Annotated in this window: 15 protein-coding genes and 4 tRNA genes; 8 read left to right on the forward strand and 11 right to left on the reverse strand. The window is 47.3% G+C overall.

Annotation, left to right across the window (positions count from 1 at the left end; genetic code table 11):
* Positions 1–301 precede the first annotated feature (301 nt).
* The 5 genes from DESGI_RS18680 to DESGI_RS18700 all read left to right on the forward strand — a co-directional run bounded on the left by DESGI_RS18680 (position 302) and on the right by DESGI_RS18700 (position 4,339).
* A complete protein-coding gene (locus DESGI_RS18680; protein ID WP_041284989.1) occupies positions 302–784 on the forward strand; it encodes a hypothetical protein in 483 nt (160 codons plus the stop codon).
* Between the two features lie 83 nt (positions 785–867).
* Complete coding sequence (locus DESGI_RS18685; RefSeq protein ID WP_006524392.1) at positions 868–1,827, forward strand: ParB/RepB/Spo0J family partition protein; 960 nt, start codon at positions 868–870, stop codon at positions 1,825–1,827.
* A complete protein-coding gene (gene istA / locus DESGI_RS18690) occupies positions 1,817–3,304 on the forward strand; it encodes an IS21 family transposase (RefSeq protein WP_006524391.1) in 1,488 nt (495 codons plus the stop codon). The genes DESGI_RS18685 and istA overlap by 11 nt, the downstream gene beginning before the upstream one ends.
* A complete protein-coding gene (istB, locus tag DESGI_RS18695; protein ID WP_006524390.1) occupies positions 3,285–4,022 on the forward strand; it encodes an IS21-like element helper ATPase IstB in 738 nt (245 codons plus the stop codon). Before istA ends, istB begins: the two co-directional genes overlap by 20 nt.
* A 59-nt stretch (positions 4,023–4,081) precedes the next feature.
* A complete protein-coding gene (locus DESGI_RS18700; RefSeq protein ID WP_006524389.1) occupies positions 4,082–4,339 on the forward strand; it encodes a hypothetical protein in 258 nt (85 codons plus the stop codon).
* A 247-nt stretch (positions 4,340–4,586) separates the two neighbouring features.
* Here DESGI_RS18700 and DESGI_RS18705 read toward each other — a convergent pair whose 3' ends face one another.
* The 3 genes from DESGI_RS18705 to DESGI_RS18715 form a co-directional block, all read right to left on the reverse strand.
* Positions 4,587–5,126, reverse strand: coding sequence for a Wadjet anti-phage system protein JetA family protein (locus DESGI_RS18705; protein ID WP_006524388.1), 540 nt, complete (start codon positions 5,124–5,126; stop codon positions 4,587–4,589).
* Between the two features lie 428 nt (positions 5,127–5,554).
* Positions 5,555–6,130: a hypothetical protein gene (locus DESGI_RS18710; protein WP_157872817.1), complete on the reverse strand. Its 576-nt coding sequence runs from the start codon at positions 6,128–6,130 to the stop codon at positions 5,555–5,557.
* Positions 6,131–6,603: 473 nt separating this feature from the next.
* Positions 6,604–6,678 (reverse strand) — tRNA-Cys (locus tag DESGI_RS18715).
* Positions 6,679–6,959: 281 nt separating this feature from the next.
* Between DESGI_RS18715 and DESGI_RS18720 the strand changes: the two genes are divergently transcribed.
* Positions 6,960–8,696 (forward strand): IS1634 family transposase, encoded by a 1,737-nt coding sequence (locus DESGI_RS18720; protein ID WP_015617913.1) that lies wholly within the window; start codon positions 6,960–6,962, stop codon positions 8,694–8,696.
* Between the two features lie 329 nt (positions 8,697–9,025).
* Here DESGI_RS18720 and DESGI_RS18725 read toward each other — a convergent pair whose 3' ends face one another.
* The 7 genes from DESGI_RS18725 to DESGI_RS18755 all read right to left on the reverse strand — a co-directional run bounded on the left by DESGI_RS18725 (position 9,026) and on the right by DESGI_RS18755 (position 13,265).
* Entirely contained in the window at positions 9,026–10,351 is a 1,326-nt protein-coding gene (locus DESGI_RS18725; protein ID WP_006523868.1) for a S8 family peptidase, read from the reverse strand.
* Between the two features lie 341 nt (positions 10,352–10,692).
* Positions 10,693–10,767: transfer RNA gene (locus DESGI_RS18730), tRNA-Gly, on the reverse strand.
* Positions 10,768–10,770: 3 nt separating this feature from the next.
* Positions 10,771–10,846: transfer RNA gene (locus tag DESGI_RS18735), tRNA-Phe, on the reverse strand.
* 6 nt (positions 10,847–10,852) lie between these two features.
* A tRNA-Asp gene (locus DESGI_RS18740) sits at positions 10,853–10,929 on the reverse strand.
* A 118-nt stretch (positions 10,930–11,047) separates the two neighbouring features.
* The gene (speB, locus tag DESGI_RS18745; protein WP_006523867.1) at positions 11,048–11,908 is read right to left on the reverse strand and encodes an agmatinase; all 861 of its coding nucleotides are present in this window, start codon (positions 11,906–11,908) and stop codon (positions 11,048–11,050) included.
* Between the two features lie 39 nt (positions 11,909–11,947).
* Positions 11,948–12,787 (reverse strand): polyamine aminopropyltransferase, encoded by an 840-nt coding sequence (gene speE, locus DESGI_RS18750; protein WP_006523866.1) that lies wholly within the window; start codon positions 12,785–12,787, stop codon positions 11,948–11,950.
* A gap of 19 nt (positions 12,788–12,806) precedes the next feature.
* Complete coding sequence (locus DESGI_RS18755; RefSeq protein WP_041284990.1) at positions 12,807–13,265, reverse strand: pyruvoyl-dependent arginine decarboxylase; 459 nt, start codon at positions 13,263–13,265, stop codon at positions 12,807–12,809.
* A gap of 175 nt (positions 13,266–13,440) precedes the next feature.
* Between DESGI_RS18755 and DESGI_RS18760 the strand changes: the two genes are divergently transcribed.
* Positions 13,441–13,914 (forward strand): general stress protein, encoded by a 474-nt coding sequence (locus DESGI_RS18760; protein WP_006523864.1) that lies wholly within the window; start codon positions 13,441–13,443, stop codon positions 13,912–13,914.
* 90 nt (positions 13,915–14,004) lie between these two features.
* On the opposite strand, the gene DESGI_RS18765 is transcribed toward DESGI_RS18760, so the two are convergent.
* A complete protein-coding gene (locus DESGI_RS18765; protein WP_006523863.1) occupies positions 14,005–14,865 on the reverse strand; it encodes a TIM barrel protein in 861 nt (286 codons plus the stop codon).
* Between the two features lie 309 nt (positions 14,866–15,174).
* Between DESGI_RS18765 and DESGI_RS18770 the strand changes: the two genes are divergently transcribed.
* Positions 15,175–16,779: an ABC transporter substrate-binding protein gene (locus DESGI_RS18770; protein WP_006523862.1), complete on the forward strand. Its 1,605-nt coding sequence runs from the start codon at positions 15,175–15,177 to the stop codon at positions 16,777–16,779.
* Positions 16,780–16,842 lie beyond the last annotated feature (63 nt).

A 16,842-nucleotide genomic window follows, 5' to 3' on the forward strand; every position in this document is an offset into this window, starting at 1 on the left:
TGTAAACGGGGACCAGAAAACTGGTGCCTTTTTTTGTTATCGCTACTTTGTTTGGGGACCAAAAAAGGAACCAGACAAACAAAGGGGAATATAGCCAGAAAAAGGATACAAAAAAAGATTATGTGACAGCTAGCACCTGCCACATAATCCCTAAAAATTAATACCCAAAAACAATATGAATATAACACTGGTTCAGGCTAAATACAAGCCATTCGAGACAATTTTTTGTCCACTATCACCGGAAGAATTCAAAAAACTCCGGAAGGCTGGTATTGTAGCTAAAAGAAAACGGATCTATCATATGGTGCTACATTATCGGGATATTATGGTGGAATGTCCAGTCCAACTGGACAGTAAAAAACCTGTCGGCATCGTTCTCCCCGCCTTCAAGCTTCCCTACCGCAGATATCCCGTCTTTGTCTATCTGTATGCCATTGCCCTTTATCTTAGCGGTAAGAGCATGAGAACAGCCGCCCGGGAAACCGCCGAAAAATTTGGAGTGCCCAAATTTAGTCACTCCACTATCAGCCGGACATTAAACGCGTTAACACTCAAGATAGATGAATTGATTACCCTCTGCCCGCCCAGGGCCAAAGCAGATTACTCAACACCAGCTACGTTACCCGGTCAGCCTACCCCAGTTATGCGCCCCCGTTGGAGTGATTCGCGCAAACAGGCCGCCCCATACTTATTAAACGTCCTTGCACCCCTTTTCTCATCTTCAGAATACGGAAGCATACTCGCTTACCAATATTTTAAAAAATACGATCGTCTTTTGTTGTAAAAGCATTGGCGAATTGCGCCAGCTGTCGTATCCTTGCACCACTCTTTCTGTTACGCTGGGGCCATGAAGGAGGTCTTTAGTTTATGGAAAGAGTGGAACGACTCATTACACAGGTAGAAACGGCCTGTGTAAAAGACAATCAGGTATTGTCCCTCTCGGTAAATCGGCATGATGTAGAGCGCTGTGCACGGGTAATCCGGGAGTACGGTCTGCTTACGCCTCCGGTAGTGGGGGACTTCCCAGATGGCACCCGCATGGTGTTATCTGGAGAATGTGAGTTTCTTGCCCTTCGGGAAATGGGCGTCAGAAGTGTGGAGGCGGTAGCGGTTTCTGTTTTGGAGGAACAGGACAGCAGCAAACTTGCCCTACTCCTGGCGTCGCTGCGAAAAAGCCCCAATGCGCTCAGCGAGGGTATGCTGGTTGCACAATTGGTTAAAACAGGGCAGTATACCCAATCACAAGTAGCCGAAATGCTGGGCAAGTCGGTTAGTTGGGTCAACAAGCGGATCAGCCTGATCACCAGGCTCCATCCGGCGGTACAGGAACTGGTGACATTGAGGCAACTCTGCCCGCACAGCGCCCAGGAAATCGCGCGCCTGCCGGAAGAAATACAACACAACTTTGCCACGAAAGTGGTACAGGAAGGACTGCCTAAATCTGCCGTGGAGATACTGGTGGAAACCTACAACAAAGAAGGGTGCCCGGATTCGTTTAAGGAACAAATGCTGGAGCATCCCCGCCACGCTTTGGAAAAGATAGCGGATATCCGTACGGTAAGAACCATACGCAACCGCAAAGAAAAAGATATACCGCCCTCCGGTCAAACATTGCGTAACGACCTGGTTCTACTGCTGCGCTGCATCTCAGATGCCCAGCGGCAACTGGGCGGTCTGAATCACCCGTCGCTATTACAGCAACGTAGTCTCCTGGCCCGGAGCCGGGATGCCTTGATCCGGTTTGTCTCTTTGTTGGACTTTCATCTGGAAACAATGGAAGTTTCCCCGGGGAAACCCGGAAAGGAGGCAGCAAGCTATGGCCATTGATTGGGATACCTACCGAAAGATCCGACAGTTGTTCCTGGTGGAAGGGCAAAGTATTCGCGCTATTTCCAGGCAACTGAACGTGAGTCGGAAAACCGTGCGCAAGTATTGCCGGGGAGGCGTTTTGCCCAATGCACGCAAGATAGCGGACCGGCCTGCCCCGCTGTACCGAAAAGTTAAAAGTGAAATCATTCGCCTGCTCGAAGAAAACAATACTCTTCCCAAGAAACAGCGTCTAAATGCCAGAAACATATGGGAATACCTGCAAAGTGAAAAAGGCATTGCCATTGCCCAGTCCACCGTACGCCGTTACGTACGGGAACTACGGGAACACCACCCGGAAGTTTTTCTACCGCTGGAACATGAGCCTGGGGAAGCCATGCAATTTGACTGGGGCGATATGAGCGCGGTCATCGCGGGCGACAAAATTACGGTATCTGTCTTTTGTGCCGTCCTCCCGCACTGTGGGGCTCTCTGCGCGTTTATCTATCCGGATAAAAGTACCCTGTCATTTTTACATGGCCATATTCAGTCATTTGAGTTCTTCGGCGGCGTTGCACGTCACTGTATCTATGATAATCTCAAGACGGCCGTAAAAAAAGGCAGTGGCAAAAATGCCGTAAAACAGACAAATTTCATTCGGCTGGAAGCCCATTACGGGTTTGAAGCGGTCTTTTGCAACGTAGCTTCCGGCTGGGAGAAATCCAACGTCGAAAATGCCGTAGCCATTGTTCGGCGCATCGCCTTTACTCCCATGCCCCGGGTGGACAGTTTTGAGGAACTGCAAAATCATATCACCAATCGCTGTCTCCATTATGCCCAAACGCACACCATTTCGGGCCATGAACAAAGCATCCGGGATGCTTTGGAGCAGGAGCGAAAAACGCTGTTTCCCCTGCCGGATGTCCGGTTGGATACCGGATTTACGTACACTGCCCTGGTGCATCCTGATCTGACCGTGCGTCACGAGGGTACCCGGTATTCCGTTCCCCGTCACCTGGTTGGAAAAGAGGTCACACTTTGCCTTTCTCCCTTTCACCTCACGGTCTTTTACAAGGGCCGGGAGGTTTTTCAGCATGATCGCGCTATGAAAAAACAGGATCACCGCTATGTGCTGGAGCACTATCTGGAGATTTTAGACCGTAAGCCCCGTGCAGTAGAACAGGCCATTCCATTGAAACGTGGGATTATGCCCGAGGAGTGTAAGGAATTCCTGCGCCTCTGTCGGGAGCCGGAGGCAAAACAGCAGTTGGTACAGATCCTGCTGCTGGGCTCAAAGGTGGAACGGGCTAAGCTTTTGTGGGCCATCAGGCAGGCCAACAACACACGCAATCCAAACCTGTCTCTGGTGAAGCTGTACCTGGAGCTTGAAGAACCTGGGCCACAAAGAAACGAACTTGAAGTCAGGCACAAAAGTTTAACCGCCTATGATGAGTTGCTGCAGGAAGGAGCTGCAAATCATGAGCCAGAGCCCATGTGAATCCGAGATTACCCGGTTGGCCCACAAGATGAAATTGAACATATTAGAAAACTACAAAAAGCATGTGAAAACCGATAGTAGCTTTGAGGAGAACCTATTGACCTTGCTTCGTCTGGAAAATGAACAGCGTGACAAGGCGCTCGTCCGACGTCGGATTAAACAAGCTGGTTTTCCTGTTATTAAAACCCTCGACACCTTTGAATTTAACCAGACTATGCTGCCCCATCTTAAACAGGAGCAGGTGCTGGAATTATCGCTGTGCGAGTTTATCCGCAACCGTACCAATGTAGTTGCCATAGGCAACTCGGGAACTGGAAAAACGCACATTGCAACCGCTCTTGGTATGGAGGCTATCCGGAAAGGTTACTCCGTGCGATTCCGACGTGCCTGTGATTTAGCAACCCAGTTGGCGGAAGCTCAGTCAGAGAAACATCTATCCCGCATGCTTAAAACTCTTCATCATTGTCAGCTTCTCATCGTGGACGAGCTTGGATATATGACGCTGGATCAGAAAAACTCCAACTTACTGTTCCAGGTGCTGGCCGGTCGATACGAGGTACGAAGTACTATTGTTACCAGCAATCTCGAATTTTCCAAGTGGCCGGAATTCATAGGTGATCCAATCATGGCGACTGCGCTGGTGGACAGGCTAGTGCATCGTTCAGCTATCCTTAATATGAATGGTGAGGGATATCGGCTGAATAACCCAAAACGATGACATGCAAAACCGGCTACTCGTGAGTTTACAACTGACAATTCAATCTTGGAGGGATATGTATGCATTTTATGAAAGGGTTGGAACCTTATTTTATCAGTACCGGTTTCATTGATTTATTACCATTGGCACTAAAGTTAGCCGGTCAAGCAGGCTATAGCAAAGATGAGATTATTGAAGCAATTTGCAAGGTGGCTGATAAACATAAGGAATATCCGCCCAGAAAAAACAAAACAGCGTGGTTTGCATATGTTTTCAAAGAAAAGTTATCTGAAGCAAGGGCTGATCTGTTAAGGAAAGATTATTTGCGAAGTATGTAGTGTGTACTCATGCCAGCTACCTTTCTTGGGGCTGGCTTTTTATATTAGATAGACGGACTGACTGACTAATTCAAATCTATTTTAATTAGTTTTTATACTCAGGCTTTACTTCATTACAAGCACATATTTTTAAAGAGAAAACCAAACTATGGGCAAGAGTTAGCCTCGTCATAAAAACCCATCTGTTAGACCTTGCACTATTAGCGAGGTAGATTGGTCCCCAAAGTATAATCAAAAAGGTGATTTTTCAAGGTACCAGTTTGGTATACTTTTTAAGTAGCGAATCCACCTGATGCAAAGCAACAAATGAATGACATTCTTCACTAGTCATATTTTGATATATTGAAAGAACATGGCCTCTAAACTCCATCTGGTAACCATTCATGATTTTATTTATTGTTTCTAGCAATCGGAGTGAATAATCTGGGAGAGAAATTTTGAAGGTAAGGTCAAAATGTTGCTCTTGAATTAGCCATTCTGTCTCAATAAATTTTCTTAAAAAGTGAAATGCTCTCTCTCTGTTGTTATGTTGCTCCAGTAATTCTTCAGTTTCAGCAGATATGATAATTTTTTCAGAAGATGTTTCCAGGTATTCAGTAAAAAGATCAATAATTATTTCACGATCAATTGTATAGATTGTCTTCCGATACTGTTCATATACTAGGAGAAGAAGATCAGCATGAACATGTCTTAACTGACCAGAGAGCACTGAAAATAGATTTTGAGGAATATATGAGAATAAGCCCAATAGCATCACCTTCGTACACTTTTCACCATTATACCCCATTTTTTACCTCTTTCAAGCACATATAACGCAAAGAGTAACGGAATAGATTTAATAGTCATCATCCTAAAAAAGCAATTTTAAAAAGCCCACTACCGGTTAAGTGATAAGCTAAAAATTGGTGTTGCTGGAAAAGTCCCATAGGAATACTGGAGAATTACTGGAAAATATTTTAAGATTAACTTAGAACAAACTTGTTACTGTTCACTTAATGTAGAATATACAAACAACTTTTCTCAAATTAAAATAGACTGCGCTACAAGTTAAGCAAAATCCCTACCAATATTTAAAAATTTGGTAGGGATTTTGTATTCAATGAAAAATATAAGCAATGAAAAATAAAATAAAGGGAAGACATGAGCTGCTAGTTTTTCCTTCTATATTGATTTAATAGGGCTGAGTGAACAGGATATTTTAATTATCTCTTAAAATTAATATATTAAGCGTATCATCTGAATCATAGAATTACCATCTAAATCCGGTTCATTATCATAGTCGTTAAATCCATTCCTTCTGTAGAAATTGACTAAATAATCAATATGTCTACACTCAATTAGAACAATTCTTCCACCAACCAACTCACTGGTTTGTCCAATTACACCTAATGCATATTCCATAATTATATCGCCGGTTATGGAATCAGTTGGATAGGCAGCGTTTTTGCCTAACTGGCCAATTATGTAACAAGGAAATTCAGATATACGCTTTCCTCGTAAAGTAGAGGAAAAACCATCAAGCTTTTTAACACGATTACCAGAAAAACCTTCCGGAACAATTAGAATATGTAAGGCTATCGTAAAATAAGCCAGGAGTCTCAATTTGCCAGTATGAACTGCTTCTTTATCAAAAAGCAAATACGTTCGAGACTTTGAGGCATTTTCAAATTTAATGGCTCTTGTCTTAAGGAAGCTTTCAATGTCAGGGTCAGCAGGGCAAATAAAAGAGGATATGACTTCATCTGTGGCAGTCATATCCTGATTCATCAGCGTTTTGAGCGGGATAAGCATTGTGTTAATATCTGCTCACTCCTCAATCGTTCAGAAGGAGAAAAGAGTTCCTTGTTGATAGGCTTATTCCGCTTTTCGGATGTGAGGATCTGGTAAAGCTTCTCAACCGATTCTGGATTAGTGACGATCATACGTTTGTCAAATGTACTTGTTGCCATATCAAAGAGACCTCCTTTCTTCATTATATGTTGTTTAGGAAATTATAGTTGCATCAAAAACTTATAAACTGAAAACTCCCATAACTACTTATAGATAGCATAGTTCACAATACATAATTTTGCAATACTGAATCTGAAAACTTCGAGAAAATAAACTGGCACTCTCTAGGGCTGCGTTTACTTGCGAATCTTCTTCTTGATTTTGGTTGGTTTTGTTGACCATCGCCGGTGAACCGGACGTAACCCGGTTGTTACTGAGGCGTTTATCAATAAAAAAGCCGAGGATATTGATACCTCAGCTTTCCTGGAAAAAATTGGAGGCGACACCCGGATTTGAACCGGGGGATAAAGGATTTGCAGTCCTCTGCCTTACCACTTGGCTATGTCGCCGTATTTATTTGTCCGCCGCATCGCAGTATTAATATTAACAAATTACCGCCGGCCAGTCAAGGGTATTTTCCGCCAAAAATAATCATTTAGCTTAAATAAAAATCCACCAACCGTTAGTTTAACAGCCTAGTTAACTAGAGAAAACCCGAACACCCTTGCGACATAAGGCCGCAAGGGTTTTTTTTATTTTAAATTTTATTCATTTTTATGTGGCATAATTTGGCACAATATGTTATAATAGAGACATGGTCTGGCTATGCAGATATGGGAGGTTTCTTGTTATGTATCTCAAAAAAACGTATCGAAAAGAATCAGGCAGAACCTATCTTGTTATCGCCCAAAAATACAGAAACCCCGTAACCAATATTTCAACTGATCGAACCATAAAGTCCCTGGGTTACTTGGATGAGCTGGAAAAGGAATATGACGATCCCATCGCTCATTTCAAAGAAGTCGCCCGCAAGATGACGGAGGAAGAAAACAAAAAGAAAAAGCTGACACTGACCATCAACATGGATGAACAGCTCGTCCAAGGGGCTGATGACAGGAAAAATTTTGGTTATGTCGCAATCTTAAAGATCTACCATGAACTCGGACTGCATCGCTTCTTCAATAACCGAGCACGTAATGAAAGTTTCAAGTTTAACACTAACTCCATCATGATGTTGCTTGTCGTCTCCAGACTACTATCGCCCGGTTCCAAGAAGAAGGCGTTCGAAGAACGGCGCCGTTATTTTGAGCGCTTTAATTTTTCGCTTGCGGATGTGTACCGTGCCCTTTCGCATTTTGCAAAGATCGCCAAGGAATTCCAACGGTATCTGCACGGGCAGATCGCAGAGAAATACGGGAGCAACACAAAGACGATCTACTATGATGTCACGAATTTCTACTTTGAGGTCGACGAGGCGGATGAGTTACGTAAATACGGCAGGTCGAAAGAGCATCGCCACGACCCGGTCGTCCAAATGGGACTTGCGATGGACGCAGACGGAATTCCGCTGCATTATGAACTTTTTCCCGGAAACAAGCTGGATAAAGAAACATTCCGCTCCGTCATCGGCGAAGTCAGGAAGAATTACGGCACAGGCAGGATCGTGGTGGTCGCCGACATGGGGATCATCACAGGCGACAACATTTATTACCTGACCGGCGGAAAGAACAGTAATGGATATGTGTTTAGTTTTTCTGTCCGCGGCGGCACGGACGCTTTTAAAAATTATGTGCTTGATAACGAGGGTTATGTCGGAACTGACGGCAAGCCGGCCGGCGAGGATGCCGAATTCAAAATAAAGAGCAGGAGAATTGCGCGGGACATTAATGTAACCATGAAAAGTGGCAAGACGGCAAAGAAGACTGTGTATGAAAAGCAAGTTGTGTTCTGGGCAAAGAAGTACGCGGACAAAGCAAGGGCGGAGCGGAAAGAGGTTGTGAAAAAGGCATTGGATCTTGTGGCGGATCCAAAGAAGTATAACAAAGCCATAACCTACGGCGCGGCCAAGTACGTCAAACATCTGGAATTCGATAAGGAGACGGGTGAAGTCCTTGAAGGTAAGCAACGTCCATACTTTGATTCTGATAAACTTGCGCAAGAGGAAATGTACGATGGTTATTATGCAATCGTCACCAGTGAACTGCATATGTCCGATGGGGAGATTATTGATACATACCGTGGGCTGTGGGAGATTGAGGAAACCTTCAGGGTCACGAAGGGTACGCTTGAGGCGCGCCCGGTATACGTCTCTCGGGAAGACCGCATCGGTGCGCACTTCCTCACCTGTTTCATTGCTCTCATTATCTTACGGCTTATTCAGAAGAAAACGGAACGGCGTTTCTCGGCGGAAAGGATTGTTGAGTGCCTAAACAGAATCGCCTGCTCCAATGAGCAGGATAACCTCTACATGTTCGATTACCGAAGCGAGATCTCCGATGCCATCGGTAACGCTCTCGGCATTGATTTTACGAAAAAAAGACTTAGACTTAGTGATATAAAAAATATTTTAGCTAACAGTAAAAAATGAAGTATCCCCTACATATTTCTGAAAATATATGAATGCCGCAACCCCTTTATTTATATGGGTTGCGGCCTATTTTTACCCTCTTATGCTGTCAAAGTCAGGGTATTAATATTAACAAATTACCGCCGGCCAGTCAAGGGTATTTTCCGCCAAAAATAATCATTTAGCTTAAATAAAAATCCACCAACTGTAACAAAACCATAAAGGATCAGAAATCCTATCGGGGCATTAAAGATAATATAACAAAACACGCGCTTTAACCACCACCAAAAGCGCCACTGATATAATATCCACTGAGGTGTAAAGGATGCGTACTACGCATCCTTATTAATCTACGGCGCAAGCGACCCCACTGCCGATTCCCGCGCTGCCAACCTTGCATCCACCAGACCGGCACCTTGTTCATTGGCGGAGTATTCGCCCAAAGAGCTGCAGGAGCTAATCAACCTCTCCTTTACCTGATCGGGGGAGAGATCTGGTTTGGCTTCCAACAGCAAAGCCACCACTCCACAGCAAATGGGCGTAGCCATGGAAGTACCGGAAAGAACAGTGTAATTGTCATCATACCGGGAAGCGCTGTCATTCTTATCCAAATTCGAGCCGGGTGCCCGCAAAGAAATGATATTGCTGCCAGGCGTCATCAGGTCGGGTTTGGTTAGACTATCTATGGTGGGCCCGCGACTGGAGAAGTCGGCCACTTCATCATCACCTGTATCAATAGTATTAAAATCATTGGATGCCCCCACCGTTATGATGACTGGATCAATGCCCGGGGTGCTGATGGTACTTTCATTAGGCCCCTCATTACCGGCGGCTGCGCAAACCACTACACCGGACCGCCAGAGCTCTTCCACTGCAAGGCACAGCGGGTCCTCTTTGTATGATTGCACGGCAGTACTTCCCAGAGATAGGTTTACCACTTTAATATTGTGCCGCGATTGGTTATCCCGACACCACTGCACAGCCTCGATAACAGCGGAAAGACTTCCCGACCCGTATTTGTCCAGCACTTTCAAACCCACCAAACCCGCCCCCGGCGCCGGGCCGCGAAATTTTCCACCAGAGCGACTGCCGTCCCCGGCGACACAACCCGCTACGTGTGTACCGTGGCCATTATCGTCATAGGCAGCTGTATTATTATTTACAAAATCCTTAAAAAAGGTTATTCTATTGGCCACATCAGGATGCGGGTGAATTCCGGTGTCTATCACCGCCACCGTTACCCCGGCCCCGGTATACCGGGCTCCGTCCGGAGACTGCCATAGATCAGAGGCTCCCACTGTCGGAGAGGCTACATTTAAAAGAGCTTTTACCTCGTAATCATACCAGACTTTAACCACGGATATATGCTGCACCACTTGTTCCAGCCGCTCCGTACTGAGTTCAGCCGACACCGCGTTTATTACACTCAGTTCTCTTTTCACTTTGATACCAAGCGTATTGGTAAGTGTTCGCAGTTCAGCAGTACCTCTGTACAGCGAATCAAATTGAATAATAACCCGATGTTTATGCCACTTTCTTTTTAATTTACATACCAATTTCTGTAAAAAACACGGTACGTATTTAACAGGTTTATAATCGGCAATTACCCTACTCTTTAAATTGTTGCACATTTTAAACCTGTTTTCCCGTACCCATTTTAATTGTTGGAATAACATGGCCCTAAAACCTCCTTTAATATTAATTAACATGTTATTCCAACAGGGTAAGATGCGTTACTCTCTTAACGGAGAAAGAAGTACAATGCACTAAAGCACAGGGGGTGGTTTTTAGAGGGGCAATCGGGAGTTTTACAAACAAAAAGGCTCAAATGCCGCACATTAGCAGGCATTTGAGCCTTATCAATTTCAAGCATTCACGGAGATCAGGGGGGAAGCAGGGGGACGGTTCTCTTGCTTCCCCTTTTCCCCCGGCCTTCAGCTGCCATTTGGCTCCAATTTGGCTCGGCAGGCATGCCGGGCGAACGCAAAGTAACCCGCCATACTGGCGGGTTACTTACTGGAGCGGAAGACGGGATTCGAACCCGCGACCCTCGCCTTGGCAAGGCGATGCTCTACCACTGAGCTACTTCCGCATATGGTGCCACGAGCCGGAATCGAACCAGCGACACGAGGATTTTCAGTCCTCTGCTCTACCGACTGAGCTATCGTGGCTTATATTGGCGGAGCTGACGGGAATCGAACCCGCGATCTTCGGCGTGACAGGCCGACATGTTAGACCGCTACACCACAGCTCCGCGCTTGCCTCGAACCAGTTTCCTTTAAGGACCCCGGCCCGTTGACATTGTTAAGTATACAAAAAAAAAGCTTTCATGTCAAATGGAATTTTTTTAGACGGCTCATTTTTTCTTATTTTCAGCTGCCAAATAGTAAAATTGCTTCCCGAACCAGTTTGGCCGCCAGCAGTGCAGTGCGGTCGGACTGGTCATAAACCGGGCAGACTTCAACCAAATCCATACCCACCACATTTAATCCCTTGAGCATATGCAAAGCTGCCATAATTTCCACGGAGCTGCACCCGCCCGGCTCAGGCGTCCCTGTGCCCGGGGCAAAGGCGGGGTCCACCACATCGATATCCAGGGTAACATATATTGGACGCCCGCGCAACCGTTCCATGGTTTGCCGCAGCGGATTAAGTATTTCAAAGGGGTAAAAACCGGTGTTTTCATACCCGTAGGCAAATTCATCGGCTGTGCCGGAACGGATACCAAACTGAAAAAGGTTACGGCTTCCCACCACCTCTGCCACCCGGCGCATCACGGTGGCATGGGACAGGCTTTCCCCAAGGTAGTCTACACGCAGGTCGGCATGGGCGTCAAAATGCAGCACTGCCAGGCCGGGAAATCTTTGCGCGGTTTGCTTGACCGGCGCCAGGGTAATCAGATGCTCGCCGCCCAAAACCAGCGGAAACTTGTCGTCAGCCAACAGCTTGCCAACCACATCCTCCAACCGGTTCAGGCTCTGGGGCACATGCCCGAAGGGCAGCACTACATCGCCGGCGTCGTAGTAACAGTAATCTTTTAAATCCAGCTGCTGGTAGGGGCTATATTCCTCCAGCCCCACGGAAACCTCCCGGATACGCTGGGGACCCGAGCGGGTGCCCGGCCTGAAGCTGACAGTAAAATCCATGGGCGCCCCCACCAGCACCAGCCGGGCCGCCTGGTAATCAGAGCCGGCCCCCATAAAACCGCCGCAATGTTCTAGGAACTCGTGCATTCGTTTACACTCCCGGTGAAATTATTACGAAAAGTACCGCTACTTGTGCGGCAATAATTCCTTTACAAAGGGCTGCAGTACAAATGCAGAGCGGTGCACCTCAGGTGAATACCACTTGGTTTTTAAGGCCGCTATTTTACCCTGATTCAACTCCACTGTCAGCGGGTCATGCTTTTTGGAGCCCATGGTAAATGTCCAGTAGCCGCCGGGATAGGTGGGTACCACAGCCCAAAAGAGTCTGTTCAACGGGTATATACCGCTAATAGTAGTGGTCACCTGAGTAATCAGGCTGCTGTTAAAAAACGGCGACTCGGTCTGGGCCACGAACAGCCCGTCCTCGGTTAGCGCGTCGAATACACTGCGATAAAATTCCTCACCGAATAAACCCACCGCCGGGCCAACCGGGTCGGTGGAGTCAACGATAATCATATCATAAACACCTTTGTTTTCCTTCACATGTTTAATACCGTCATCAACCAGTATTTCCACACGGGGATCTTCAAAGCCCGAGCTCAATTCGGGAAAGAATTTTTTAGCCACGTCAATGACCATTTGGTCAATTTCCACGTGCACAACTTTCTCAATACCCTTGTGCTTGACAATTTCCCGCACCGCGCCTCCGTCCCCGCCACCGATGACCAGAACTTTTTTAGGGTTGGGATGGGTGTTTAACCCCACATGGGTAATCATTTCATGGTAAACAAATTCATCCTTAATATTAGTCTGAATTACATTATCCAAAGTGAGCATGCGCCCAAATTCAACAGTATCCAAAACCGCTACCTTTTGAAAAGGTGACTGGCCACTGAACAGTACCTCCCGCACCCGGCAGCCAATCCGTAAATGTTTTGTCTGATCTTCGGTGAACCAAACCTCCATGTTATCCCTCCTGAGCCATTTAGTAATACATAGGTACGGCCGCCAGTGCGCAGCCTACTTTTTCCACCCGGTGTTCTACTGCGGCAATTTTAATATCCTTTAACTCCATCCCCCGCGACGCAAAGGCTTCCCGGAGCATGGACTCAATTTTGGCCGCCGCCTCATCACGGCTGCAGCGCCCGGCAAATTCCATGATCACACCAAATGTATCTGCAGAAAATCCTACTCCCACCGCAGCGGCAATCAGCTCGCCGGGCACTTCACTGCAAATAAATCCGTAAGCGGTGGGCACCAGTGAGCCGGGGGGAATAATCAAATCGGGATCATATTCCGCAGCCGGGGGCAATATACTGCTTACTTTGAGTAAATTTATATTACCTATTTTGCCTGCCAGCAAGGCATTATCAAAAGCGGTCAGTTCGCTGTGGCCTTCCGCAGCAGCAGCCGTTAAAAAAAACTTTTTTGGGGTAGGTAACATGATCATAATCCCCTTCCAATACTTATTTTGCAAAATAACAAAGATTATTATATCAAACCCTGGAAAAAAATAAACTATTATTCTACATTTATCGTTATTTTAACGACAGCGCATATAATCCGGAACGGCGTGGCAAATTAAAAAAGAATATTGGCAAAAGGAGGTTTTTTATAATATGAAAACAGTTTTAAGTACTTTCCCCAACCGGGATGCAGCTGAAAAAGCGGTGGCTGAACTGCGCCAAAAGGGGTTTGACAAAGACATATCCATCGTGGCCAAGGACGACCAGAACAGAGAAAAAAACCAGTTCACCACTATGGGCACGGATAACGTTTCAGATGGTGCCACCACCGGCGGGGTGCTGGGCGGACTGGCCGGACTGGCCGTTGGTGCCGGGGCGCTGGCTATCCCGGGCATTGGGCCGCTGATTGCCGCCGGTCCCATTGCCGGGCTGCTCTCCGGTGCCGCCACCGGTGGCATTGCCGGCGGTTTGGTGGACTATGGCATCCCCCAGGAGCGCAGCAAGTTTTATGAGGACAGGGTAAAGCAGGGTAATATTTTAGTAACCATCCGCACCGACGACAGCCGTATCAACGAAGCTGCTGACACGCTAAGACGCTTTGGGGCCCAGGATGTAGAGACTCACTAACAAAGTGCCGGGCACTAATAACCGGGGATAGAATTCTATCTATCCCCGGTTTTACTTTTTAAACTCCAACGATCATTTAGTCACACCCACTCAGGTTTCACCCATCGCCTCATAAATTTGCCGGTAATATAGAGCATCTTCAGCCTGCCGCCCGGAGGACTCGCAGATTATTGTCGGGGTCATTTTCTTCTCCCAAATCAGCCTCGCCAGGTGTAAAAAATCCGGGCCATACCCTTCATCCAATGTAGTGCGGTGACGGCGTTCCCCCGCCCGGGTGAATTCAATTGGACTGAAATGTATATGAAGGTTTTTTATAACGTCGGCACCCAGTACCTCCTCAATCCGATCCAGCACCGCCATAAAACTGGCCTCATCCTTCAAGGCGCCAGCCCCGGCGGCATGCAGGTGACCGAAATCAACCGCCGGTACCACCCTTTCCCCCACGGTGCACAGTTCCAGAATTTCATCCAGGTTGCCCAGCTGGGCCGGTTTACCCATGGTTTCCGGTGCCACCGCAATAGCACTCAACCCCTCGTCCCCGGCCACATCAAGTAATTCAGCCAGGTTTTCTTTAGCGCGGCGCAGTGCCGCGAGACGGTCATTTCCCACTTTGCCCCCGGGATGCATGACCACGGTCCTGGCCCCCATCCAACTGGCGGCACGCAGCGCATCCAGGAAGTGCTTGCGGGTTTTTTCCCTAATTAACTGGTCAGAGCTGCCCAGACTGATGTAATATGGAGCGTGAATGCTTAAGGCAATATTATGCTTCCGGGCCGCCTCACCCAATTTGGCAGCGGTTGGTTCCTTTATATGTACCCCCCGGACGCACTGGTATTCATAAGCATTGAGCCCCATACCGGCCAGCCACCCGGGCATATCCAGCGATGACTTAAAGCCTGCCGCGTAAAACGAATCGGCGTTTCCCGCCGGACCGAATCGCACCTGTTCCATATTCCCGTTCCTTTCTTTATCGAAATTTCTCTATCCAACATTAAGCCGGCTAAAAAATAAGTAGATAAGCCATAATAGCATGATTATTTTACCATACTTATCACCTGCTGCTTCAACGCGAAAAAAGAATTGAATAATGCCAATGGCGAGCAAGAAACTTACCTAATGACAGATTCCCGCCACCTGGCAGTTTAGCTTATTACTGAAAATAAATAATAATATTCATGTAATAAAAAAGGAAATTTTAATAATTTACAGTAATTGTTTATTATGGATAATTACTGAAACTAATACATGGGGGAATGTAGCATGACAAGGTCTTTGCAAGTACTTATGATTTGCCTGGTTTGTCTATTGGCTGTGGCCATATTGATACAGTCCAAAACAATAAATAATGAAGGGCCTATCGCAGGACAGGCCTCCGACAATGATACCGCCGGGTCAACTGGCCCAACCATTAGCATTGCCCAGGAGTACACCGTAAACACACTGGACCCGGCAGACGCCACCGACACTGGGTCTATTCGTTTAATCGCCAACATTTTTGAAGGGCTGGTGCGGTTTAAACCGGGCACCGCTAAAATCGAACCCTGCCTTGCCCAATCCTGGAAAATTTCAAAGGATGGGTTAATCTACACCTTCGACCTGCGCCGGGGTGTCAGTTTTCACGACGGCACTGCTCTGGATGCATCGGCAGTACAGTATAGCGTACAAAAACAATTGGCTAAGCAAAATGATGGGCCCACCACCTATGCTGATGTTGTGTACGGGCCGCTGGATAAAGTTAAAGTTATTGACCAGCATACTATCGAGTTTCATTTAAAATATCCCTATGCGCCGTTTTTAAACAATTTAGCCATGCCCATGGCAGCACCAGTGGTCAGCCCGGCGGCGTCACGCCTGAACACTGGCAAATTCGGGGCTCACCCGGTGGGAACCGGGCCCTTTGTCTATGCCGGGGAAAAGAACGGCGGCTTAGTTCTAAAGGCCAACCAGGATTACTGGGGTACACCACCGGCGGCGGGGGAAATATTGTTTTTAAGTGAACCCGGGGCTGATCAAAGGGTGCAGAAACTGCTTGGCGGTCATATTGATATTGCCCTCGATTTAACATTTGCCCAAACGGCCCAATTGCGTTTCAAGGGATACCCAGTGCTGCGGGCCACCGGCCTTGACATCGGCTATCTGGGTTTTTATAGCGACCGGCGGCCGTTTAACCAGGCGGCCGTGCGCCAGGCGGTAGCCCTATCACTGGATCGTAAGGATATTTTAGAAAAACTCTGGCCCCAGGAAACACGCCCCGCCCTCGGGCCGCTGCCCCCCACAGTACTGGGTTACGACGAAAGTATAACCCAGATTGGCTATGCACCCGATAAGGCCAGCCGGCTGCTTAAAGAAGCCGGGTATGCCGAGGGACTGTCCTTCACCCTGATTACCTATCAGAATAAGCGGCCCTATAGCCCGGGAGGTGGCCAGGTTCTGGCCGAGGCACTGGCCCGGTCGCTGGGCGAGCATGGGATCACCGTAAAAGTGCAGGCCTATCCCTGGCAGCAATTCAAGCAAGCCTTAAATAAGCGGGAGGGGGACGCCTTTTTGTACGGCTGGATCAGCGACAACGGCGACCCGGATAATTTTTTATACACCCTGCTGGCGGAAAATCAGATAGCAAGCGGGCTAAATATCACTCACTATCACAACGAAGAGCTGGAAACAATGCTGTTGAGCGGTCGCCATACCAATGATCCGGACACCAGGCAGCATATTTACCGCCAGGCCCAACAGATCATCAACAAGGACGTACCATGGCTGGTACTCAGTCACAGTCTTCATCACGCCGCTACCTCCCCCGGGCTTCAGGGTTTTCTACTGAGCCCCACGAATTGGCCTGTTTTTACCGGGGTTAGTAAATTTTAACAATCTGCATGTAAACATAGTTTAACGCCTGTTAATATAAACCGCGCGGCTACTGCCCTGGCA

Source organism: Desulfoscipio gibsoniae DSM 7213, assembly GCF_000233715.2.
GTDB lineage: Bacteria > Bacillota > Desulfotomaculia > Desulfotomaculales > Desulfallaceae > Sporotomaculum > Sporotomaculum gibsoniae.